The 21,330-nt window shown below is 70.0% G+C and carries 17 protein-coding genes; 6 read left to right on the forward strand and 11 right to left on the reverse strand.

Annotated elements, in window-relative coordinates; genetic code table 11:
* Positions 1 to 27 precede the first annotated feature (27 nt).
* The 3 genes from ACU0DV_RS06065 to tsaA all read left to right on the forward strand — a co-directional run bounded on the left by ACU0DV_RS06065 (position 28) and on the right by tsaA (position 2,491).
* The gene (locus tag ACU0DV_RS06065; RefSeq protein ID WP_446240936.1) at positions 28 to 792 is read left to right on the forward strand and encodes an SDR family NAD(P)-dependent oxidoreductase; all 765 of its coding nucleotides are present in this window, start codon (positions 28 to 30) and stop codon (positions 790 to 792) included.
* 29 nt (positions 793 to 821) lie between these two features.
* Entirely contained in the window at positions 822 to 1,676 is an 855-nt protein-coding gene (locus ACU0DV_RS06070; RefSeq protein ID WP_446240883.1) for an SMP-30/gluconolactonase/LRE family protein, read from the forward strand.
* Positions 1,677 to 2,023: 347 nt separating this feature from the next.
* Positions 2,024 to 2,491, forward strand: coding sequence for a tRNA (N6-threonylcarbamoyladenosine(37)-N6)-methyltransferase TrmO (gene tsaA, locus ACU0DV_RS06075; RefSeq protein WP_446240881.1), 468 nt, complete (start codon positions 2,024 to 2,026; stop codon positions 2,489 to 2,491).
* Positions 2,492 to 2,672: 181 nt separating this feature from the next.
* Here tsaA and ACU0DV_RS06080 read toward each other — a convergent pair whose 3' ends face one another.
* Entirely contained in the window at positions 2,673 to 5,321 is a 2,649-nt protein-coding gene (locus ACU0DV_RS06080) for an ATP-binding protein (RefSeq protein WP_446240880.1), read from the reverse strand.
* Between the two features lie 28 nt (positions 5,322 to 5,349).
* Complete coding sequence (locus tag ACU0DV_RS06085; RefSeq protein WP_254698131.1) at positions 5,350 to 5,868, reverse strand: oxidoreductase; 519 nt, start codon at positions 5,866 to 5,868, stop codon at positions 5,350 to 5,352.
* A gap of 346 nt (positions 5,869 to 6,214) precedes the next feature.
* On the opposite strand from ACU0DV_RS06085, the gene ACU0DV_RS06090 reads away from it, so the two are divergent.
* Complete coding sequence (locus ACU0DV_RS06090; protein WP_100929419.1) at positions 6,215 to 6,817, forward strand: response regulator; 603 nt, start codon at positions 6,215 to 6,217, stop codon at positions 6,815 to 6,817.
* Positions 6,818 to 7,012: 195 nt separating this feature from the next.
* Here ACU0DV_RS06090 and ACU0DV_RS06095 read toward each other — a convergent pair whose 3' ends face one another.
* The 4 genes from ACU0DV_RS06095 to ileS form a co-directional block, all read right to left on the reverse strand.
* Positions 7,013 to 10,096: a CHAT domain-containing protein gene (locus ACU0DV_RS06095; protein ID WP_446240879.1), complete on the reverse strand. Its 3,084-nt coding sequence runs from the start codon at positions 10,094 to 10,096 to the stop codon at positions 7,013 to 7,015.
* Between the two features lie 78 nt (positions 10,097 to 10,174).
* Positions 10,175 to 10,414 (reverse strand): DUF3253 domain-containing protein, encoded by a 240-nt coding sequence (locus tag ACU0DV_RS06100; RefSeq protein ID WP_446240878.1) that lies wholly within the window; start codon positions 10,412 to 10,414, stop codon positions 10,175 to 10,177.
* Positions 10,401 to 10,892: a histidine phosphatase family protein gene (locus tag ACU0DV_RS06105; RefSeq protein WP_446240877.1), complete on the reverse strand. Its 492-nt coding sequence runs from the start codon at positions 10,890 to 10,892 to the stop codon at positions 10,401 to 10,403. Before ACU0DV_RS06105 ends, ACU0DV_RS06100 begins: the two co-directional genes overlap by 14 nt.
* A gap of 155 nt (positions 10,893 to 11,047) precedes the next feature.
* Positions 11,048 to 14,044: an isoleucine--tRNA ligase gene (gene ileS, locus ACU0DV_RS06110; protein WP_446240876.1), complete on the reverse strand. Its 2,997-nt coding sequence runs from the start codon at positions 14,042 to 14,044 to the stop codon at positions 11,048 to 11,050.
* Between the two features lie 328 nt (positions 14,045 to 14,372).
* Between ileS and ACU0DV_RS06115 the strand changes: the two genes are divergently transcribed.
* Both ACU0DV_RS06115 and ACU0DV_RS06120 read left to right on the forward strand, forming a co-directional pair.
* Positions 14,373 to 14,777 carry a group III truncated hemoglobin gene (locus ACU0DV_RS06115; RefSeq protein WP_446240875.1) on the forward strand — a complete coding sequence of 135 codons (405 nt, stop codon included), beginning with the start codon at positions 14,373 to 14,375 and terminating at the stop codon, positions 14,775 to 14,777.
* Between the two features lie 251 nt (positions 14,778 to 15,028).
* A complete protein-coding gene (locus ACU0DV_RS06120) occupies positions 15,029 to 15,400 on the forward strand; it encodes a hypothetical protein (protein WP_446240874.1) in 372 nt (123 codons plus the stop codon).
* A gap of 87 nt (positions 15,401 to 15,487) precedes the next feature.
* On the opposite strand, the gene ACU0DV_RS06125 is transcribed toward ACU0DV_RS06120, so the two are convergent.
* From ACU0DV_RS06125 to ACU0DV_RS06145, 5 genes are all read right to left on the reverse strand, one after another.
* Positions 15,488 to 15,964 carry a DUF2269 family protein gene (locus ACU0DV_RS06125; RefSeq protein WP_446240873.1) on the reverse strand — a complete coding sequence of 159 codons (477 nt, stop codon included), beginning with the start codon at positions 15,962 to 15,964 and terminating at the stop codon, positions 15,488 to 15,490.
* Positions 15,964 to 17,283, reverse strand: a complete 1,320-nt coding sequence (locus tag ACU0DV_RS06130) for an SDR family oxidoreductase (RefSeq protein WP_446240872.1) — start codon at positions 17,281 to 17,283, stop codon at positions 15,964 to 15,966. Before ACU0DV_RS06130 ends, ACU0DV_RS06125 begins: the two co-directional genes overlap by 1 nt.
* 62 nt (positions 17,284 to 17,345) lie before the next feature.
* The gene (locus ACU0DV_RS06135; protein WP_283981075.1) at positions 17,346 to 17,714 is read right to left on the reverse strand and encodes a hypothetical protein; all 369 of its coding nucleotides are present in this window, start codon (positions 17,712 to 17,714) and stop codon (positions 17,346 to 17,348) included.
* 149 nt (positions 17,715 to 17,863) lie between these two features.
* A complete protein-coding gene (locus ACU0DV_RS06140; RefSeq protein ID WP_283981074.1) occupies positions 17,864 to 18,586 on the reverse strand; it encodes a VIT1/CCC1 transporter family protein in 723 nt (240 codons plus the stop codon).
* 61 nt (positions 18,587 to 18,647) lie between these two features.
* Positions 18,648 to 21,329, reverse strand: coding sequence for a DUF2339 domain-containing protein (locus ACU0DV_RS06145; protein ID WP_446240871.1), 2,682 nt, complete (start codon positions 21,327 to 21,329; stop codon positions 18,648 to 18,650).
* Between the last annotated feature and the right edge of the window lies 1 nt (position 21,330).

The raw sequence follows: 21,330 nt of genomic DNA on the forward strand, positions 1-21,330 counted from the left end.
GGTGCGGCAGTGGAGGCAGTCATGAGTATGGCACGGTATCAGGATCTGGAGGGGACCTCGGTCTTCGTCACCGGCGGCGGTTCGGGGATCGGCGCGGCGCTGGTGGACGGGTTCCTCGGGCAGGGGGCGCGGGTCACTTTCGTCCAGCGGTCCGACGCGCAGGAGTTCTGCGCCGAGATGGCGGCGAAACACGGGCGGGCGCCGGATTTCCTGCCCTGCGACGTGACCGACACGGCGGCGCTTCAGGCGGCCATCGAGCGCACGGCCGAGCGGCAGGGGCCGGTGCGCGTGCTGGTCAACAACGCCGCCAACGACACCCGCCACGCCACGCTGGAGACCGATCCGGAAGCCTGGCGCGCGGCGCTGGCGGTCAACCTCGATCCGTACTTCTTTGCCACGCAGGCGGTGGTGCCGATGATGCGCGACCTGGGCGGCGGGGTGATCGTGAACTTCAGCTCGATCAGCTACATGATGGGCATGGCGGACATGCCGGCCTACACCGCCGCCAACGGCGCGATCACCGCCCTGACCCGCGGCCATGCGCGCGAGTTCGGCGCCGACGGCATCCGGGTGAACGCGGTGGCCCCCGGCTGGGTGCTGACGGAGCGGCAGCTGCGGCTCTGGGCTACGCCGGAGGCGCTGTCGGATGTCCTCGGGCGGCAGTGCCTGCCGCGCCACCTGCGGGCGGAGGACATCGTCGGCCCGGTGCTGTTCCTGTCGTCGGCGGCCTCCGGCGCGATCACCGGCCAGTGTTTGGCGGTGGACGGCGGTGTGGTGACGGTGGCAGGGTAGCGCCAACATCACGCGGGAGGGAAAGCGGAATGGCAGAGGTCAAGGTCCTGTCCGACACGAAATGCATCCTCGGGGAGGGGGCGCTCTGGCATCCGGAGCGGGAGACGTTCTTCTGGTTCGACATCCTCGGCCACAAGCTGTTCGAGCATGACGGCACGGGCCAGCGGGAATGGTCCTTTGACCGCGCCGTTTCGGCCGCGGGCTGGGTGGACCGCAACCGGCTGCTGGTGGCGTCGGAGCGGGACCTGTTCCTGTTCGACATCGAGGCAGGGACCGAGGAGCACGTGATCGGCCTCGAGGACGACAACCCCGACAACCGCTCCAACGACGGCCGGGCCGATCCGCAGGGCGGCTTCTGGATCGGGACGATGGCCTATGCCCAGACGACCGGCGCAGGGGCGATCTACCGCTACTACCGGGGGGAGCTGCGGCTTCTCTATCCCGACATCACCGTGTCGAACGCGATCTGTTTCGCGCCGGACGGGCGCACGGCGTATTTCGCAGACACGCCGACGCGGACGGTGCGCCGGGTAGCGCTGGACGCAGACGGCTGGCCCGCGGGCGAGAGCGAGGTGTTCATCGACATGACCGGGACGCCGGTGGTGAAGCCGGACGGCGCGGTGATCGACACGGAGGGGCGGCTCTGGACGGCGCAATGGGGGTCGTCGCAGGTATCGTGCTACGGGACGGACGGCACCTTCCTCAGGGCGCTGCCGATGCCCGCGATCCAGGTGAGCTGCCCGTCCTTCGGCGGCCCGGAGCGGCGGCGGCTGTTCGTCACCTCCGCCTCCACCGGCCAGCCGGACGACGCGCTGGCGGGGCAGACCTTCTACGCCGACCTCAAGGACGTGCAGGGGCAGGCGGAGCACCGGGTGATCCTCTGACGGGGGCCGGGTGCAGGGCGCGTCGGTTGCGTGCGGTTAGGGCGGGATAAGGTCATCTTGCTGGCCCCGGCCCGGCGATGTGACAAGGCGTAGGGCGGGGCTGTGCGCCGCCCTACGGCAGGGCAAGGCTCGACGCGGGGCCGTGGGGTTGTCGACGGCAAGTCTCCTGCCAGGGGAAGACGATGGGTGGCACGGGGCTTTGCGCCGTGTCCGGATGGCGAGGGCCGTTGTGCTGGAACCGTGGCGGAGCGCCCGGTCATCGACCGGCGGTCTCCGGCCCGGGGACGACATCCTGTAAGGCGGGGCTTTGCGCCGCCCTGCTGCGGCCAGTGTGGGAGGTGAGGATCATGGCGGACCATCACGGCGATGCGCAGCGGCCCGGAGAGCTGCGGGTCGATCTGCCGGCTGCGGAGGACGCGGGCCTGCGGTTCATCGGGGTCCTGCGCACCCCCTTCACCGACCGCAGCCTCTGTCCGCATCAGGGCGACATGGAGGAGGGGCCGGAGTGTTTCGTCGACCTCCACGCGCCCTACGTGCCTGCGCTTGACGGCATCGAGGGGCAGGACCACCTGCAACTGCTCTACTGGCTGCACGAGGCGCGGCGCGACCTGCTGACCCAGCAGCGGCGGGGCGAGGGCGCGCCGCGCGGCACCTTCACCCTGCGGTCCCCGCTCAGGCCGAACCCGCTGGGCGTCTCCTCCGTGCGGCTGTTGCGGCGCGAGGGGGCGCGGCTGGTGGTGCGCGGGCTGGACTGTCTCGACGGCACGCCGCTGCTGGACATCAAGCCGATCCGCTGCGGCAAGGAACCCCGTTAGGCGGAGGTGGCTTCCAGGGGCGTTGGCAGGGAAGCTGAACCCGTTCCCCTGGGCCCGGACCGACCGGGCCGGTGCGGCATACGGCGATGGGCCGATGTATCGCCGGGGAAGGGTTGTCTTCGCTGTTGCGTGGCGGTTTTGTACATGCGGCGGATGCGGAAACCACCTCCGCCGTCGCTGCTCAGGCGCGGGCGGAGGGCTCCAGTCCCTCGGCGCAGAGCGCGGCGCGGGTGTCGCGCCACAAGGTCCGGAGCGCGGCCGCGTCAGCGGCGAGGGCCGTCCTGTCGTCGGCGCGGGCGTGGCGTTCGAAGGTGCGCAGCGCGTCGGCCATCGGCAGCGCCCCGAACACGCCGGAGGACCCGGCGAGGCGGTGCGCCTCGGCGCCCAGGTCCCGTACGGCGGCGGTGTCGATCCCGGCCATGCCGTCGATGGGCAGGTCGGACAGGAAGGCCTCCACCTCATGGGCGAAGGTGCGGAGCGAGGCGGTGAGCTTGTCCTCTGGCAGTTCCTCGCGCAGTTCGTCGAGGTGAACGCGGTCGATCAGCTCGGGCCCCATGTCGGGAGGCGCCGCGTTGCGCGGACCCGTTGCCCCGGCAGAGGGGATGCCGTCCGCACGATCGGGCAGGGCGCCCGCCGCGAGCACGCTGGCCAGCGCCTGCCGCAGCGCGCGGGCGCTGATCGGCTTGGTCAGGACGGTGGCGATGCCCGCGTCATGGAAGGCGCGGACCTCCTCGGGCATGGCGTGGGCCGTCGTGGCGACGATGGGGGCCTTGGCACGGGCCCCGGCCGACTGCCGGATCGCGCGGGAGGCCTGGATGCCGTCCATGCCGGGCATGGAGATGTCCATCAGGATCACGTCGAAATCGTGCGCCTGCGCAAGCCGCACGCCTTCGCGCCCGTCCGTCGCCTCCGTCACGCGGTGGCCGTCGCGCCGCAGCATGTGGCCCGCGACCTCGCGGTTGACGGCGTTGTCCTCCACCAGCAGCACGTCGAGCGGCGGCAGCGCGGGCGCGGCAGGCGGGGGCTCTGCCACCTTGGGGGCGGTGCGCGGGGCATCGGCGGGTGGGGCAAGCGGCAGCCGCAGCCAGAAGACGGAACCGTCGCCCGGTTCGCTTTCCGCGCCCAGTTCGCCCCCCAGCGCCGTGGCCAGCCTTTGCGAGATGCCGAGCCCCAGCCCGGTGCCGGCGTTGCGCCGCCCGTAGCTGGAGTCGATGGTCACGAAGTCGTCGAAGATGCGTTCGAGGTCGTCCGGCTTGATCCCCACGCCGGTGTCGATCACCCGCAGCTCGCACTCGTCCATGCCGGAATCGCAGTCCGCCTCGATGGTGATCTGGCCCCCGGCGGTGAACTTGATCGCGTTCGACACGAGGTTCAGCATGATCTGCCGCAGGCGGTCGGGGTCGGAGTAGGACTCGTGCAGGGCCGGGTTCAGCGGGCGCAGCGTCAGCAGGTTGCCCTGCGCGCGGGCACGGTCGGCCTGGCTTTCGACGATCTCCTCGAGCAGCGCCACGAGGTCGAAACGGGTCTTGCGCAGGGTCATCTTGCCCGCGTCCAGCCGCGAGATATCGAGCACCTCGTTGACATGGCGGAGGAGGATCTCGCTCGATTGCCGGATGATGCGCAGGTAGCGCTGGTCCTCCGCGGGCAGGCTGTCGGCCTCGAGGAGTTCCAGCGTGCCGAGGATGCCGTTCAGCGGCGTGCGCATCTCGTGGCTCATGACGGCCAGCAGTTCGGCCTTCTGCTTTTCGCCGGCGACGGCGCGGTCGCGGGCGCGGCGCAGGGCCTCGTCGCTGCGCATCCGGTCGGAAATGTCGCGCAGGAAGGCGACGAAGATCTCGCCCGCCGGGGCCTGCGCCTTGGCCAGCGACAGGTCGACGGGAAAGATCGTGCCATCCTTGCGCCGTGCCTCGAGCTGGACGATGCCGCGGCCGATGACGCGCGGTTCGCCCTTGGCCAGGTAGCGCGTCATCCCCGAGTTGTGCATCTCGCGGAAGTGCGGCGGCACGATGAGCGAGGGCATGTCGGCTCCGATCGCCTCGGCCCGGGTGTAGCCGAAGACCCGTTCCGCGGCGCCGTTCCATTCGACGATCCGGTTCGACCGGTTGACCGCGACCACGGCGTCGAGCGAGGTGGAGATGATCGTCTCCATCCGGCGCCGCGTCTCGAAGTTGGCCTGGGCCTCGCCCTCGCGCTGGCGGGCAAGGCGGAGAACGGCAGCGATCAGGACCAGCAGGAGGGCGACCAGAACCATGGTCGTCAGGCCGATGCTGCTGAGCGTGCGGCTGATCTCGATCCGGCGTTCGTCGCCGGTCCGGGCAAAGAAGGCGATGCCGCTGAGGGCGAGGCGGCGCAGTTCCGCGCGCACCGTCTCGGCCGCGTCGAGCAGGTCGGGCAGCGCGGCTCGGAGCACCTCGTCGGAGCCGTCGATGACCGGCACCCAGGCCTCGCGGAAGTCGAGCGCGGCCTGAATTTCGCTTCCGATGTCCTGAACACGGCGCAGGTCCGCCAGCACCTGCGCGTTCTGCAGCGTCTCGATCCGGCTGTAGGCGATGTCGAAGCGCAGGCGCACCTCGTCCAGCGCGGCCGCGTCGTCGTCGGCGTGCAGGGCATTCACCGTCGCCAGTTCCAGCGCGATGATTTCCGTCTCGGCCTGCCCGAGGGTCCACTGGACGTTTTCGGAAGCGGAGTTGGCGAGATGGGTGAGCTGGTGGCGCACCTCGAGGCCCAGGACCCCGAGCACGGTGATCAGGCTCGCGATGACGAGGGCCGTGACGCCACGGCGCACCAGCGTGTTACGCGAGAATCTGAAAGGTGTCCGGCGGGTTTTCACGCCACGCCCCTAGCAGAGCCGGGGCATGTCAGGGAAGGACTTCGAGCGTATCAAGTTGCCAGATACTGCGCGCATGGTAGGTTTCGGCCCGGAAACGCTGGTCGCTGTCGTAGGGGAAGATGATCCACAGCGGACCTTTTTCGCGGATCGACATCGGCTCTCCGTTGCGGTCGAGCGCGAGGATCGCGGCGTCTTCGGTGACGTCGGAGAAGGGGAGTTCGATGGCGTAGTCGTTGATCGCAACGGCACGGATCGTGCCTTCCTCGATCCCGAGCCTGTCGGCCACGGCCTTGAGCGGCGGGCCCGCAAAGACCTGCGTGCCTTCCGTCCAGATGGTCGAGGTCTCGATCTCGCGCATGCCGAGGTCTTCGAGCATCTTGCGGTCGAACTCGGCCCGGCCGGGCGCATTCGTGACGGCGAGGTCGCCGACGACGGTCAGCAGCACGGGTCCTTCAGGCTGCGGCAGGTCCTGAGCGTACCCGGCTGTGCCCATGGCAACGATGGCCAGGAATATCCTGACGATGCCGACAATACGCTTTCCGAGCACTGCAACCTCCGATAAAGTGATCGTCGCATTTCTTTTCGTAAGGTAGAAGCTAGCCTTCAGACCGCTGGCGCACCACCGGCTGTTGGTATAAAGGGGGTGTTCATTCGTATATGTGGCGGGCGGTACGCCTGCCGGACACTCACAATTTCGCGACTTTTGCAGCCTTGAAGGGTTTTTTTGGTTCCGAGATTCGTTTCTACGATTGTTTCTGCGATTGACAGGTTCGTGTCGGGTAAATCGTGTCTTAAGTATATTAAGGCAAGACCGCAACACGGCTGACCTGACCTGAAGTGATGGAAAGGGGTGTCGCGTGTCCGCGCGGTGCCGAAGACGAAGGGAACGTGGTATGCGTATTCTGGTGGCCGACGATCATGACCTCGTGCGGGAAACGATCGCGGCATTCCTGGACGGGTCTGACATCGAAGAGGTGCAGACGGTCGCAACGCTGGAGGAGGCGGTGAACGCGGCACGGACGTCCGGGACGTTCGATCTGGTCCTCCTCGACTACAACATGCCGGGCATGAACGGTCTGGAAGGGCTGGCGCGGATGCGCGATGCCAACGAGGGCCGCCCGGTGGCGATCCTGTCCGGCAGCGCCTCGCGCGATGTGGCGGACGCGGCGCTGAAATCCGGTGCGCAGGGCTTCATCCCCAAGACCCTGTCGGCGCGGTCGCTGCTGACGGCGGCGCGGTTCATGGCGGCGGGCGAGATCTATGCCCCGATCGAATTCATGCAGAAGAACCCGGACGACGCGGGCGGCATGCTGACCCGGCGCGAGCTGGAAGTGCTGCGCGGCATCTGCGACGGCAAGGCCAACAAGGAAATCGCCCGCGACCTCGACCTGCAGGAGGTCACCGTGAAGCTGCACGTCAAGACGCTGTCGCGCAAGCTGGAGGCGCGCAACCGGACCCATGCTGCGATGATCGCCCGGGACCGCGGGCTGGCCTGACGGGAATTTGCCTTTCGTGCAGGGGGTGATGCCCGGCGTCTGACGGCGCGGGCACGGTGTTTCCCATCTCGTGCATTGGCGCTGCCTTCCGGCCGCTCCGACTGAACCCTCGCGGTTTCAGCGGCCCGCCCTCCAGCCCGCGCCCCGGGCAGAGGCCGCGCGGGACGAAAGTGGTGCCGTGACGGTTGCCCCGGCTCAGATCGGATCGTTGGCGGCGCCGTAGTGGATGTAGTTCACCCATTCGCTGCTGTCGTGGACCTCGTGGATGATCCGGCGTGCCTCTGTCAGGGCGGTGCCGATGGTCTGGGTCTGCACCTGTTCGTAGAACACCGACGAGAAGTTCACCGCCGTGTCGTCGTTCACCGGCCAGAAGGTGCCCACGATGTGACGGACGCCTGCGAGCAGGAAGGCCTCGGCCAGGCCGGTATTGCGCTCGGCGAAGTCCTGCGCGGTGGGCGGCCTGGCCTCGCTTGCCGCGCGCTTGCGCACGCGCAACGATTCGCAGGCGTTGAGGAAGACGAACCCCGGCACCTGCGCCATGTCGGCGATGTCGGTGCCGTGCAGCATGTCCTCGCCCGCCAGGATCAGCCCGCTGCGCGCCCGGTCCGCCGGGTCGAAGAAGGCGTGCCCGGCATAGTGGAAAATGTCGTAGACCCGGCCCATGTCGTCCTGCCCGAGCGCCGCCTTGACCGCGGCGACCGTCGCCTCGCCGCCCTCGCGGGTGTCGAGCCGCACGCCCGGGCGCGCGGCCAGGGTCGCCTCGATCCGCCGCGCCTCCTTGCGGGCGCCGGACAGGTCGCGCGTCGGATCGGCGACCATCAGGACGTTGACCGGCCGTCCCCGGCTGCGGCTGCGGATCGGGCGGCGCGCGGCGCGGCGGACGCCGCCCGAGGCCGGCAGGTACCAGCGGTTCAGCCCGCCCCGCAGCGCGACCGGCGCCTTGCCGAGGTGCAGCACCTCCCACGGGATGCGCGAGGCCCACGTGTCGCAGACCACCTGCAGCCCGTATTCGAAGCTCTGCTCGGCCGCCATCCTTTCGCGGAAGGCCTGGGAGAGGACGAGCTTCTCGATGTCCTCCGCCACGCCGCGCAGCTTTTCCGCGGTCATCGCCTGCGACAGGGGCGCCGTGCGGGCGTCCAGTTCGGACATCTGGAAGGTCATCTGCGAGGTGGCGAGCCGCGCCTCGCTGTTGCTGGAGCCGGGCACGTGGTGAAGCTGGAGGGTCACCACCGGATCGCGGTCCTCCTCCTTCACCTCGGCCTGGACGGTGAAGATCTCGGGCAGGTGCGGGCGCGGTGCCGGGGCGGCGCGGCGGCGGCGCACGGGCGCCGGTTTCTTCTGCACCACGATCTCGCAGTCCGACATGTTGAACCCGGCGAAGGTGCGGTTGAGCCCGTCGGCGATTTCCTCGTAGCGGTGCGGGTCGTATTCGCAGAGCCTGATGCAGGAGAAGCTCTGGTCCTCGTCCCAGTCTTCCAGCGCCTCGAAGATCCCGGCAAAGAGTTCGCGGAAGATCTCGACCGGGGTGGGGCCGGAGCCCGCGCCCAGCAGCACACCGGCAAAGCTCGACACCTCGGAGATGCAGAGCGAGCGCATCATGTTGCGCCCGGCGATGCGCACCGCGGCGGTAATCGTCTCCTTCGCGCCGAAGGCGCCGAGGCCCACAACGACCACATGCGAGGTGCGCAGGTGGTGGCGGGGGATCGGGATGAAGGTGACCTCCCCCTTGCGGCCGGTGATCTGGCCGTCGGCGATCTGGGCGGAGAGCATCCCGTCCAGTTCGAAATCCACCGCGCCGATGGCACCGCCGAGCGTTGTGACCCCTTCGAAGATACCGAGGACATAGGCGTCGGCGGGCACGTCGAGGATGTCGGCGTTCATCACGTCGATGTTGATGCGCCGCAGGGCCTTTGTCTGGCGGGTGTAGACGTAGGTGGCGTCGTCGACCGGCGGCTGCGGCGGGGCGGCCTTTGCCGCGGCGGGCCGGAGGCTCTCGCGCTCGGCCTTGTCGATGTCGGCATCGGCAGAGAGGAAGCCCGCGAGCAGCGCCTGTTCTGAGAAGGCCGGGTCGTCGGGATCGGCGGTGCGGGGCAGGCCGCTGCGGGCGGCGCTGCGCATGGCCTTCTCGGGCTCTGTACGGAGGCTGGCCGTCAGGCTGCGGACCTGCGCCGGATCTTCGGCCAGGTCGGGCACGCGGCCGTTCAGCACCGCGTCGCAGGCGTCGATGGCGGCGCGCAGGTTGCAGAGCTGGCCGTGTGTGCCCTCGATGTAGAAGCGGCGGTCGGCGCCGTCCATCTCGGCCAGGGTGCGGGGCACGGTGCCGTCGCCGTCGTCGTTGTGGTTGTAGAAGAGCTGGCCCTTGTCGATGCGCACGTCGTGAACGGTGCGCCGTCCCAGGCCCACGATCTGGGTGAAGCGGTCGTCCGGCGGGGGAAGGTCGGCCTGTGCCTTGCCCGCGGCGGCGAGGATCGCGGCGTCGGGGATCAGGCTGTCCTTCTTCGGCCAGAATCCTGCGTCGAACCAGTGCTCGTCGCGCCGCGCGTCGGGGGAGGGCATCATCTGCAGGAGGCCGGGGAAGCGGTTGACGAGGGTCTCGACCAGCGCCTTCGGCCCGATGCCGGTGCTGTCGAGCCGGGCGAGGAGGTGGATGTTGTCGTTGAGGCCGCGCAGGGTCATGACCGGGGAATAGGAGCCGAGGTTCGGCGTGCCCAGCGTGACCACCTTGCGGATCAGGCGGCGGTCGGCGTCGCGCGCCGCCAGCGCCCGCGCCACCAGCCCGCCCATGGAATGGCAGACCAGCGAGACCGGCTTTTCCACCGCCTCGATGGCGGGCCAGAGGTGGTCGGCGGTGGTGGCCACGTCTTCGCGCCAGTCGAAGGGCAGGAACTGCGCGTCGTGCCCCTTGATGATCAGCCGCAGCCGCATCCGCTGGTAGGCGAAGAGGAACACGCCGGAAGCGGTGACGCGGAAGGTGTCGGAGGGATAGGCCAGTTCGGTGACGCGTCCCCTGAAGAGGTTCAGGACGGAGAGCCAGATTTCGTCGCTGTGGCCGCCGTCGATGACAGACAGCCTGGACCCCATGATGCCGGGCAGGATGAAAACGTGACCCGCGGAGGCGCTGCGCCGGGCCTTGGCCTCCTGCGCCATGCGGGCGAGGTCGTGCAGTTCCTCGTAGAGGGCGTCGCCGAATTCGGCGCGGAGTTCGTTCTCTGCCATGCCCGAGGCCAGCATGGCATCCATGTCTTCCGCCGACATCTGCGGATCGGTGAGGCTGGCCATGGCAATATCCTGAACAAAGGAAGGGGCGCGGAATGCGGGACTGAATGGGTTTACTAGACCATAGGGCGAGTGTTCACGTCAACGATCCGCTTTTAGGGTAAGCCGGATCGGCCCGCGGGCGGTCACGGGATCGACCGGGGTGCCCTTTTGCGTGGCGATGAGCGGCAGCGTGGCGGCCAAGGCGCGGACGCGCGGCATCAGCGGGCGCCAGTCGCCGGAGAGGGCGCGGGCCGCCTCCGACGGGCAGAAGCTGCGGGGTGCGCGGTCCCGGGCGAGGCAGAGGAGCGCGTGGGCTATGGCGTCGTCAGGCGGGTCCATAGCGGCGGCGTTCGATGGTGACGGTCCCGTTGACGTCGGCGCGGAGGATGGCGAGATCGCCGTAGTCCAGCGGCGCGGGACCGGAGAGCCGGAGGTCTTCCCAGATGCGGGTCAGGTTGCCCTTGTTGCCGATCCAGATGACGGACCGGCCCTGCGCGCTTTGCACCAGCGCGGCGGTGGGCTGTTCCTGCGGGATGCGTTCGACCGGCAGGTCCAGCGCCCGGGCGAGCGGTGCGGCGGTTTCGAGGTTGCGGTCGATGCCGGGGGCGTGGATGCGGGTGACACGCAGGTCCTTGGTCGCCGCGACCAGCGCGCGGGCCCGGTCCCGGCCCTTGGCGCTCAGCAGGTCGAGCTTGTCCTGCCGGTCGGCGTGGCGGGTCAGGATCAGCGTGGAGTTCGGCGCGAGCGACAGGCCCTGCGGCGCAATGGTGCAGGCGGCGAGCGCGGGCAGCGACAGCAGGAAGGTGCGGCGGAACATCGGGCCTCCGGAGAAAGTCTCCGGATGATACTGGCAAAAGGGTGACGTTGGGGCAAGTTTTGCGGACGCCGGGCGCCTGTGACGGGCCGGTCAGACGGCTGGCGGTGGTCCGGAAAGAAGAACGCCCCGGCGCGTGGGCCGGGGCGTTCGGGTGTTCAGGACAGCGCCTCGTCGCAGCGGGCGCAGGTGGCCGGGTGGCTGTGGGTGCCCACGTCCGGCAGGATCTTCCAGCAGCGCTGGCACTTCTCGCCCTCCGCCTTGGCGAAGACCACGGCGATCTCCGGCACGTCGGTCACGCGGAAGGCGTCGTCGGGTGCCGGGGCGTCGGTCAGCGTGATGGCGGAGGTGATGCAGATGTCCTCGAAGGCGGTGGTCTTCAGCGCCTCGAGCATCGCGGTGTCGGAGACGTGCACCACCGGCGCGGCCTCGAGCGAGGCGCCGATCACCTTGTCGGTGCGCTGGATTTCCAGCGCCGCCGTCACCGCGCGTCGGGCGCGGCGCACCATCTGCCATTTCGACGCCAGCGTGGCGTCGCGCCAGTCGGCGGGCGTCTCCGGCATGTCCTGCAGGTGGATGGAGCTGTCGTCGCCCGGGAAGCGTTCCAGCCAGACTTCCTCCATCGTGAAGACGAGGATCGGGGCGAGCCAGGTCGTCAGGCGGTGGAAGAGGATGTCCATCACGGTGCGCGCGGCACGGCGGCGGGCGGTGTCGCCGTCGCAATAGAGCGCGTCCTTGCGGATGTCGAAGTAGAAGGCCGACAGCTCGATGGTGCAGAAGTTGAAGACCTGCTGGAAGACGCCCTGGAAGTCGTACTTCGCATAGCCTTCGCGCACCGTCTTATCCAGCTCCGCGAGGCGGTGCAGGATGTACTGTTCCAGTTCCGGCATGTCACGCGCGTCGACGCGCTGGTCCTCGGTGAAGTGGCTGACCGCGCCCAGCAGGTAGCGCATGGTGTTGCGCAGGCGGCGGTAGCTGTCGGCCACGTTCTTGAGGATCTCGGGCCCGATGCGCAGGTCGGCGGTGTAGTCCGACTGCGCCACCCAGAGCCGCAGGATGTCGGCGCCGTACTGCTTGGTCACGTCCTCAGGCGCCACGGTGTTGCCGAGCGACTTGGACATCTTGTTGCCCTTCTCGTCCAGCGTGAAGCCGTGGGTCAGCACGCCGCGGTAGGGCGCCCGTCCGCGCGTGCCGCAGGCCTGCAGCATCGACGAATGGAACCAGCCGCGGTGCTGGTCGGTGCCTTCGAGGTAGAGGTCGGCCAGGCCGTCCTTCGATCCGTCCTCGCGGTCGCGCAGCACGAAGGCGTGGGTCGAGCCGCTGTCGAACCACACGTCGAGCACGTCGAAGACCTGTTCGTACTCGGCGGCATTGTGGTCGTTGCCGAGGAACCGCTCCTTGGCGCCGGGCTTGTACCAGGCATCCGCGCCTTCGGCCTCGAAGGCTTCGAGGATGCGGGCGTTGACCTTCTCGTCACGCAGCAGGAAGTCCGGATCGTCGGGCCGGGTGTCCTTGCGCACGAAGCAGGTCAGCGGCACGCCCCAGGCGCGCTGGCGCGAGAGCACCCAGTCGGGCCGCGCCTCGATCATCGAGTGCAGGCGGTTGCGCCCGGTCTGCGGCGTCCACTGCACCAGCTCGTCGATGGAGGTCAGCGCGCGGGTGCGGATCGTGGTGCCGTAGGCGTCGTTGCCGTCGCCCACCGGCTTGTCGATGGCGGCGAACCACTGCGGACGGTTGAGACGGATCACCGGCGCCTTGGAGCGCCAGGAGTGCGCGTCCGAGATCGTCAGCCGCTGGCGGGCCAGCAGGTGATGCACCTCGATCAGCTTGTCGATGACGGCCTTGTTGGCCTTCCCGGGCTTGCCCTTCTCGTCGTAGATCCGCAGCCCGCCGAAGAACGGCAGGTCCTCGCGGAAGGAGGAGTCGTCGAGGATGTTGTAGGTCATCTCCAGCCCGTGCGCGCGGCCGATGGCGTAGTCGTCGTCGCCGTGCGAAGGGGCGGTGTGCACGAAGCCGGTCCCGGCATCCGCCGTGACGTGTTCGCCGCGCAGCACCGGCACCGGGTAGTTCCACTCGCCGCCGCCCTGCGGCACGCCCTCGAAGGGGTGGGCGCAGGTGAAGCAGTCGAGCAGCTCCGGCGGAGCGTCGCGCAGGCGGGTGAACTGGTGCGGCTCCAGCCGGGCGCGGGCGAAGGTCGCCTCGGCCAGGTCGTCGGCCATGACGTATTTCTCGCCCTTCACGGCCCAGCATTCCTCGGGCGTGTCGAGCACCTCGTAGATGCCGTACCTGATCGCCGGGTTGTAGCAGATCGCGCGGTTCTGCGGGATGGTCCAGGGCGTCGTCGTCCAGATGATGACGTAGGCGTTGGCGCAGTCGGCCGAAAGCGCCTGCACTTCCTCGGAGTACTTCTCCTCTCCGACCTGGTCGAGCAGCAGGTCGGTCAGCGCGTCGGAGCCGGAGATCCCCGCGACACGGAAGGCCACCCAGATCGCGTCGGTCTGGCGGTCGTGGTATTCCACCTCCGCCTCGGCCAGCGCGGTCTTTTCGACCGGCGACCACATCACCGGCTTGGAGCCCTGGTAGACGAGGCCGTTCATCAGGAACTTCTGGAATTCCTCGGCGATCACGCGTTCGGCGTGGAAGTCCATGGTCAGGTAGGGATCGGCCCAGTTGCCGGTCACGCCGAGCCGCTTGAACTCTTCGCGCTGGATGTCGATCCAGCCCTCGGCGAAGCGGCGGCATTCCTGGCGGAAGTCGACGACATTGATGGCGTCCTTGTCCTTGCCCTTGGCGCGGTACTGTTCCTCGATCTTCCACTCGATGGGCAGGCCGTGGCAGTCCCAGCCGGGGATGTAGCGCGCGTCGCGGCCCATCATCTGCTGGCTGCGGACGATGAAGTCCTTCAGCACCTTGTTCAGCGCGTGGCCGATGTGCAGGTGGCCGTTGGCGTAGGGCGGGCCGTCGTGCAGCGTAAAACCTTCGCGGCTCTCGTCCGCGGCGGCCTTGGCCCGGAGCTTGCCGTAGACGTCCATCTCGGCCCAGCGGGCGAGCCAGTCGGGTTCACGCTTGGGCAGGCCCGCGCGCATCGGGAAATCGGTCTTCGGCAGCGCGAGCGTGTCTTTGTAGTCGATCGTGTCGGGGGTGTCGGCGCACATGGGGGCGTCCTTCGGGTCGGAATGCGGGTATCGGGGGTGCGGCGGCGCGGTCAGCCCATGCGCCTTGTCCCGGCGTCTCTCTTCAGAGCGCCGGGCAGCTAATTCGAATGATGAAAGCACAGGTCATCATGCGCGCCTTATAGGACGCGGCGCCGGAGGGGTCCAGCGCTGTCGTGCCGCCCGCGCCTGCGTTGTCCTGCCCCCGTGGCTGGACGATCCCGGCCCCCGTGCCCGTGCGGTCATGACCCTGTGCCGCAGTGACCTCCGGTCCTGCCCGGGTCTATGCTGCGCCCGCAAGATCGAGGCGTCCGGCAGAGGGGTTGCGGACATGGCGGTACAGGCGAAATTCCCGGTGACACGCGCGGATATCGAGCGCGTCGTGGCGGCCTTCTATGCGCGCGTCCGCGTGCATCCGGGGCTGGGGCCGGTCTTTGCCGTGCATGTGGAGGACTGGCCGTCGCACGAGGCGCGGGTGGCCGACTTCTGGGCCAACGCGATCCTCCGCGAGCGGCGCTACGACGGCAACCCGGTGCGGGTGCACCAAGAGGCGGGCAACGTCCGGCCCGGCATGTTCGAGACGTGGCTGGCGCTTTTCGATCAGGTGCTGCAGGCGGAACTGACGCCGGAGCAGGCGATGGCGTGGTCGGCGCTGGCGCACCGGATCGGCGGCAGCCTGCGGGCCGGCGTGGTCGAGAAGATGCGTGGCCCTGGCGGCGTGCCGATTCTCCGCTAGGTCGGTTCCCGCCGCACGCCTGAGGTCGGCGGAAGCTGGCCAATCCCCCGGAAACGCGGAAGAAATCCGCCTGCCGCGCTGCGCGCCGGTTTGGTGCGCGCCGTTTCGGCGGGAACCGGCTTGGCCCGGCATGCGGTTTTGGCAGGCGCAGGCCGATGCCCGGGAGGGGGCATTGAGACACGGCCGAATACCCCCATCCTATTGTCGTGCCCGGTACGCAAACCCGGGACCAACCCAAGAGGAGATGGGCCATGACGTATGAGGCCGAAGACCCGTATCTGAAAATGCACCGTGACCGCACCGAGACCTATGGCCGGGACGATCCCGCGCTGGTCCAGACCCGCCGCAAGGGCGTCTGGTCCATCGCCGGGCTGGTGGCCGGTGTCGTGCTGGTGATCGCCGTGGCACTGACCGTGTTCCTCGGGCCGTCCGCGACCACCACCCCGGTGGATCCGGCGGCACAGGAAACGGCGGTTCCGGTCGATCCCGACTCGGGCGCTCCGGCGGCAGATGCCCCGGTGGCTTCCGAGATGACCGCCGATCCGTCCAGCGAAGCCGCGCCGGCCGCTCCCGCCGCGCCCGATGCTTCGGACGGTGGCGCCACCACCACTCCGCTTCAGTAATCCCCCGACTGAAGTGCGGAGAGGCCGGGACCCTGGGATGGGTCCCGGCCTTTTTCATGTGCGACAGGGGCAGTTCGGAACGTCAGGTCAGAACGTCAGGGCCGGGCGGGTGAGCATTAGCCACAGGATCGCCGCCACCGCGAAGAACGCCGGAAAGCCGCAGGCGAACCAGATGCGGAACTGCCGGAAGTAGCGGTCGGGCAGCGGCGTGCCCTCGGACACGGCCACGCGGGCAAGGTCGCGCAGCCGGATCTGTATCCAGACCACCGGCAGCCAGAACACGCCCGTCAGCACGTAAAGCGCGATGGAGAGGAGGAGCCAGCCCTCCGTCAGGCTCCAGCCGATTTCCCGTGCCAGCAGGACGCCGGTCACCGGCTGGGCGACCACCGCGGTCAGCGTGAAGAGCGTGTCGGCCAGCACCACTGTCCCGGCGACATGGGCGATGGCCCGCGCGTCCCGCGACAGATGTGCCATCAGCATGAAGAAGGCGATGCCCGCGCCGGTGCCGAGAAGCACGGTGGCGCCGACGACATGCAGCCAGCGCAGGATCTCGGCATAGGGCATCAGCGCGTCTCCAGCAGCGCGGGCGTGAGGGCGGCGAGCATCATGGCGGGCAGCACCTTGACCAGCGGCCCCAGCGGATCGGCCCACATGCCGGGTGTGAAGAGGGTGGCGGAGGCGAGGTAGATGAGCGACACGCCGATCATGGCAAGGCAGGCGCGGGCGGCAATGGGTCGGTAGAGGACCGCGAGGCCAAGCGCCACGTCCACCACGGCCCAGAAGGCGACGGAGGCGGATGCGAGGGGCTGGGGCCAGCCGATGCGCGTCAGGTGGTCGGCGGCGGGGCCGATCTGCCAGAGGCCGATCAGCCTGGACAGCAGCCAGAAGAGCGACAGCGTGGCCACGGCCAGCGGCATCAGGAGCGCGGCACGGGCCTGTAGCCGGTGTTCGGGGCCGAGGCGGGCTTTGGTCAGCGTGTCTTGCAGGGGCGCGAGGGTCTGGCCGGTTTGCGCCTGCCACGGGCGCGGGTCGCCGGTCACCCCGTCGGCCAGCACATCGATGGCGGTCGACCGGAGCGGGCTGCGCCAGCCTGCATGCGCAAGCGCGTCGGCGATGCGGGCGGTGGGTTTGAGCGTCCCGTGGGGCAGGGTGAGTGTGGCGCGCGCCTGCGCGAAGCCGAGGGCGTGGCGATGTGCTGTGATGACCTCTGCCAGGCTGTGGGTCTGCTCTTCGACGAGGTCGAAGGTGTGGCCCGCGGGCAGGTCGCCTGTGGCGGCGATTGCGACCGCCTCTGCCAGATCGGCCAGCGATACGGTCTGGATCGGCGTGTCGGGCAGGGCCTGCGGCTGGACCAGCGGCACGGCGGCCAGCATCCTGAGAAGCATCGTGCCGCCGTAGGCGCTTTGCCCGATCACGAGGCCGGGGCGCAGGATCACGGCGTCGGCGCCGGAGGCCAGAAGCGCCGCATCGCCCCGCGCCTTGGACGCGAAGAAGACGGTGGGATGGTCGGCCCGCACGCCCGCGGCAGAGACCTGCACCACACGGACGCCCCGTGCCGCGGCGGCCTTGCCCAGGGCCGCGACGGCGTGGTGATGCAGCATTTCGAGGTCGTCGCCCGGGCCGTCCTGCAAGGCGCCCGCGCAGTTCACCACGACCTCGACCCCGTCGAGCAGCGCGGCCCAGCCGGAGGCCTCCATCCGCGAGAGGTCCGCCTTGCGGAATGGCAGCATCGGCAGGGCCTGCGCGGCGCTGGCGGCGGACCGGCCGGAGGCGATGACGCGATGGCCACGGGCGTGAAGGGTGCGGCAGACCTCTGTCCCGATCAGGCCGTAGGCACCGAGGATCAGGATGGTCTTGGGGGCCGTGGCAGGGGTGTGGGTCATGCCGTTTCTTTCACCCGGCGCGGCGTTGGTGTCCAGAGCGGCGGCCCCGGCCGGAAGGGCGGTCAGGCGGCGTAGCCGGAGCGGGGGGGCGCCGTGTCGGGCAGGGCGCGGCCATCGCGGGCCAGCGCGGTCCATGGGATCTGCGCCGGGGTCAGGCGCGACGGGCGGCGGGGCCGCAGCCGCAGCGCCACGGCGGCAAGGCTCAGCGCCGCCCATGTCACGGGCAGAAGCGCGACGATCCCGGGGGCAAAGGCCCAGACGGCGGGCAGGACGAGCACGGCGGCGACGGCGTTGGCGCCGAAGTAGGCCGCGCAGGCCCGGGCCTCGGGCCGGAGGGCGCAGGCGGCATGGGCGGTGAAGAGGATGAGCAGGCCAAGCGCGCCAAGCAGATGCACAACGGTCGTCTGTGAGGCGATGAAAGCTTCGGTCATCCGGAAATCCTTCGGATCGGCTGGGCGCTGGAAAATGGCTTGGGCGGAGTATCGCGGCGGGGGACCGCTGCGGGTAGTGGGGTATACCGGACTGAAAACGCCGAGTCGGGTCAAGACAGAGCTGCGCCCGCCTTCGCCGGGGCGGCGTGTCAGCCGAAGAGCGTGCCCACGAAATAGGCCAGCGCCGCCGCCGTGCCGCCGATCAGCAGCGTTTCCGTGCCGGAGCGCCACCACGGCGCCAGCGACCAGCGGCTTTTCAGCGTGCCGATCCCGAAGAAGGCGGCGAGGGTCATGATGGCGGAGGTCGCGAAGGGTTCCGGCACCGGCAGCAGGAAGGGCAGGAGCGGCACCATCCCCGCCACGAGGAAGGCGGCGAAGGTCACCAGCGCGGCCCGCATCGGGTGCGGATCGGCGGAGCCCAGCCCGTAGACGCCGTCGAGGATCATGGAGATCCAGCTTTGCCGGTTGAGGGCGATCTGGCGGGTGGCGGCTTCGAGCGTCTCGCCCGACAGGCCCTTCTGCGCGAGGATTGCGCGCAGCTCGCGCCGCTCGTGGTCGGGATCGGCGCGGATCAGCTCCTCCTCGAGGCGGCGGATGCGCTGGATGTTGTCCAGCTCGGCCTTGGTGGCCATGTAGTTGCCCGCCGCCATGGAAAAGCCGTCGGCCAGCACGTTGGCAAAGCCGAGCGCGAGGATGATGAAGGTCGACAGCCCCGCGCCCTGCACGCCCGCGACGATGGCGAAGGTGGTCACCGCGCCGTCGATCGCGCCGTAGACGAGGTCGCGCAGGTCGCCGCGGCCCGGCGGATCGGCCAGCCGCGCGGCGATCTGGGCGTCGGTTTCGGTGTCCTTGGCGCGGGTCAGGTCTGGCATGGCGGGCGTCCGTTGCGGGCTGGCGTGCGCCTGCGGTTAGACCTGCTCGGACGCCCCGCGGTCAAGGCAGGCGGCTTTGCACCCAGCGGTTCAGCCAGGCGAGGCCGGCCAGCGACAGCCCCAGCAGCAGGAAGGAGAACACCCGCGCCAGCCCGTCGAGGCCGGAGATGTCCAGGAGGAACACCTTCGCCACCGCCACGGCGATCACCGCCATCCCGGCGCGGCGCAGCAGGTCCGACCGGCGTTGCAGCGCCCGGGTGAAAAGCGCGGCCCCCACCAGCAGGAGCGCGACGGTGTGGCTGTAGAGTTCCGGCTGGGTGATGCCCGCCGCGATCCCCATGGCGTCGCCGCCCTGCCAGAGGTGGCGGATCGCCATGCCCGCCCAGAACACCGTCAGCGCCGTGGCCGGGACCGCAAGACCGATGCGCAGCGCTTTCGGGCCGGAGAGGCGCGCGGCGCCCACGGCCAGCGCCAGCGCGGGCAGGAGGTAGGCGGGGATCAGCGTGTTGAGCAGCACCGGGCCCGCGACGGTCTGTCCGCCGAACAGCGGGTTGGCGAGGCTGAGGGCTGCCGCCTCGAACCCCAGCGCGACGAGGCCGAAGATCACCGCGAGGGCGAGGCGCAGCAGGCGGAGCGGCCCGCCGCCGCCCATGCGCATGACCTGCGCCAGCGCGGCCAGCGTCCAGATCGTCGCGTGCAGGCCGGTGATCCAGTGCTCCTGCCCCGCGGCGTGGCCGGTCATGCCTTCGATCAGGTGGTAGAGTGTCAGCGATGCGGTCATGCCGCCCGCTGACCACGCGGCGCTTTCGAGGAAGAGCTTCGCGCGCGACCGGGCCTCCGGCAGGAGGGCGCGGGCGGCGAGCAGGGCGGCCAGCGTGCCGCCGTAGGTGAGGAACATCTCGGCAAAGCCCACCTCCACCGCCCAGTCGAGGCCGGGATCGGCCAGCAGCCGGTAGCCCAGGGCGGCGATCCCGGCGGTGATGAAGCCGGTCATCGGCGCGAGGTCGAACCGCCGGTCGAGCGCGGCGGCCGCCAGCACGGTGGCGGCCAGCGCGAGGGTCAGCGCCGCATCGGTGAGAATCACGGTCAGCGCAAAGGCGAGGCAGGCGAGCGCCGAAAGCGTGGCCAGCGCGGCGCGCAGCCGGTCCGTGCCGTCGATCCGGGCAAAGCGCGCGGCGAGCGCGGTCATCAGCCCGCCGAGCGCCAGTGCGTGCAGCGCCCAGGGCCAAGCGCCGATGAGAGTGGCGGGCTGCCACGTGACTTCGAGCGCGAGGCCGCCCAGCGGGGCGATCAGGGCGGCAGCGGCGGCCCAGTGCGCCTTGAACGGGTCGCCCTTCAGGCTGCGCAGCGCGGCGGCGAGCGTCAGGACCAGAGGCGCCAGCATGGCGAGGGTGACGGTGAGCGGCAGGCGCTGTTCGGTCAGACCTTCCTGCGCGTCGAGCGTGGCGAAGAGCGCGGTCAGGACGGCGCGGTTCAGCTCTGGCGCCAGCAGGAGGAGGAGGGTCGCGGCGGCAGGCAGGGCGGCGAGGTCCTGAAGGCCGGGCGCCTTGTGGGACCAGAGCGCCAGCGCCGCGCCGAGGAGCGCCGCGAGGGCCAGTGCTGTCCACCATGCGGTGAGGCCGAAGGTGGCCGAGCTGAGCAGCACGAGGGTGGCGGCCAGCGTGGCACCGGCGGCCAGCAGCGTCGGGAAGGCCGGGCGGGCCTTTTCCAGTGCTTGCAGGAGGCAGGGCGCGGCGTGATCGGGCGTCAGGCCGCGCGCCGGGATCAGGATCGCCAGCACGGCCAGCAGCGTGGCGTGGACGGCGTAGGCGGTGGCCATCGTTTCGGTCGGTTCGGCGAGCAGGAGCAGCGCGCCGGTGGCAAATCCGCCGACGAGCGCCAGGACAGAGACCCAGGCCCAGCGGCGCAGCGTGTCGATGCCGAGGCCGAGTGCGGCGAGGAGCGCGAAGTAGAGGAGGAGCCATTCCGGCTGATCGCTTTGCCCGCCGACGAGGAAGGGCGCGGCGAACCCGCCCGCAAGCCCGATGGCGGCCAGAAGCGGCCCGTTGATCCAGCCGAGGACCAGCCCGCCGAGGGCCGTGGCAAAGAGCAGCGCAAGCGCCGGACCGGGGTCGATCAACCCGTAGAGCAGCCGCGCGGCGAGGACGCCGCCCATCAGCGAGACGAGACCGGCGGACGAGAGGGTGGAGGGCAGGTAGGCGGTGGCGCTGTCCTCCGTGTCGCCGGAGCGGCGGCGGATTCGCTCTCCGCCGAGGATCAGGGCGGCGCCGAAGACGAGCGCGGCGGCGACCCGGGCACGCGGGGTCAGCAGGCCGGTTTCCACGCCGTATTGCACGAGGAAGATCCCCGCCAGCGCGAGGGAGACGGCGGCGATTGCGTAGAACCAGTTCTGCGCGAGCCAGCCGGTGAGGCGCGCCGCGATGGACGGGCCCTTCGGTTCGGGGGCGGGGGCCGGACGGGGCGGCGCCGCGGGTTGGGGCGGTTGTTGGGGCTGCGGTGCCGGCGCGGGCTCAGTTTCCGGCTCTGCAGGGCGTTCGGTGACGGCGGGCGCGGGCGTCGCTGCGGCGGCGAGGGCTTGGTTAGGCTGGTCCCGCCAGGGTGTCCGACCAGCGGTCAGGGTGTCGACCCTCTGGCGCAGTTCGGCCAGTTCCCGGAACAGGCGGGCCTGCCGGACGATGAGGACGATCACCACCACCGGCAGGGCCAGGAAGATGATGCCGACGAGGACGAGTAGGGCTTCCACG

It is taken from the genome of Sagittula sp., assembly GCF_052825245.1.

Excerpts from the sequence above, each read along its gene's own strand:
- ACU0DV_RS06135 (WP_283981075.1), bottom strand. The coding sequence starts at position 17,714 with ATGACCGAAGCTTTCATCGCCTCACAGACGACCGTTGTGCATCTGCTT.
- ACU0DV_RS06065 (WP_446240936.1), top strand. The coding sequence starts at position 28 with ATGGCACGGTATCAGGATCTGGAGGGGACCTCGGTCTTCGTCACCGGC.
- ACU0DV_RS06100 (WP_446240878.1), bottom strand. The coding sequence starts at position 10,414 with ATGGACCCGCCTGACGACGCCATAGCCCACGCGCTCCTCTGCCTCGCC.
- ileS (WP_446240876.1), bottom strand. The coding sequence starts at position 14,044 with ATGTGCGCCGACACCCCCGACACGATCGACTACAAAGACACGCTCGCG.
- ACU0DV_RS06120 (WP_446240874.1), top strand. The coding sequence starts at position 15,029 with ATGACGTATGAGGCCGAAGACCCGTATCTGAAAATGCACCGTGACCGC.
- ACU0DV_RS06095 (WP_446240879.1), bottom strand. The coding sequence starts at position 10,096 with ATGGCCAGCCTCACCGATCCGCAGATGTCGGCGGAAGACATGGATGCC.
- ACU0DV_RS06130 (WP_446240872.1), bottom strand. The coding sequence starts at position 17,283 with ATGACCCACACCCCTGCCACGGCCCCCAAGACCATCCTGATCCTCGGT.
- ACU0DV_RS06115 (WP_446240875.1), top strand. The coding sequence starts at position 14,373 with ATGGCGGTACAGGCGAAATTCCCGGTGACACGCGCGGATATCGAGCGC.
- ACU0DV_RS06140 (WP_283981074.1), bottom strand. The coding sequence starts at position 18,586 with ATGCCAGACCTGACCCGCGCCAAGGACACCGAAACCGACGCCCAGATC.
- ACU0DV_RS06125 (WP_446240873.1), bottom strand. The coding sequence starts at position 15,964 with ATGCCCTATGCCGAGATCCTGCGCTGGCTGCATGTCGTCGGCGCCACC.
- tsaA (WP_446240881.1), top strand. The coding sequence starts at position 2,024 with ATGGCGGACCATCACGGCGATGCGCAGCGGCCCGGAGAGCTGCGGGTC.
- ACU0DV_RS06070 (WP_446240883.1), top strand. The coding sequence starts at position 822 with ATGGCAGAGGTCAAGGTCCTGTCCGACACGAAATGCATCCTCGGGGAG.
- ACU0DV_RS06090 (WP_100929419.1), top strand. The coding sequence starts at position 6,215 with ATGCGTATTCTGGTGGCCGACGATCATGACCTCGTGCGGGAAACGATC.
- ACU0DV_RS06105 (WP_446240877.1), bottom strand. The coding sequence starts at position 10,892 with ATGTTCCGCCGCACCTTCCTGCTGTCGCTGCCCGCGCTCGCCGCCTGC.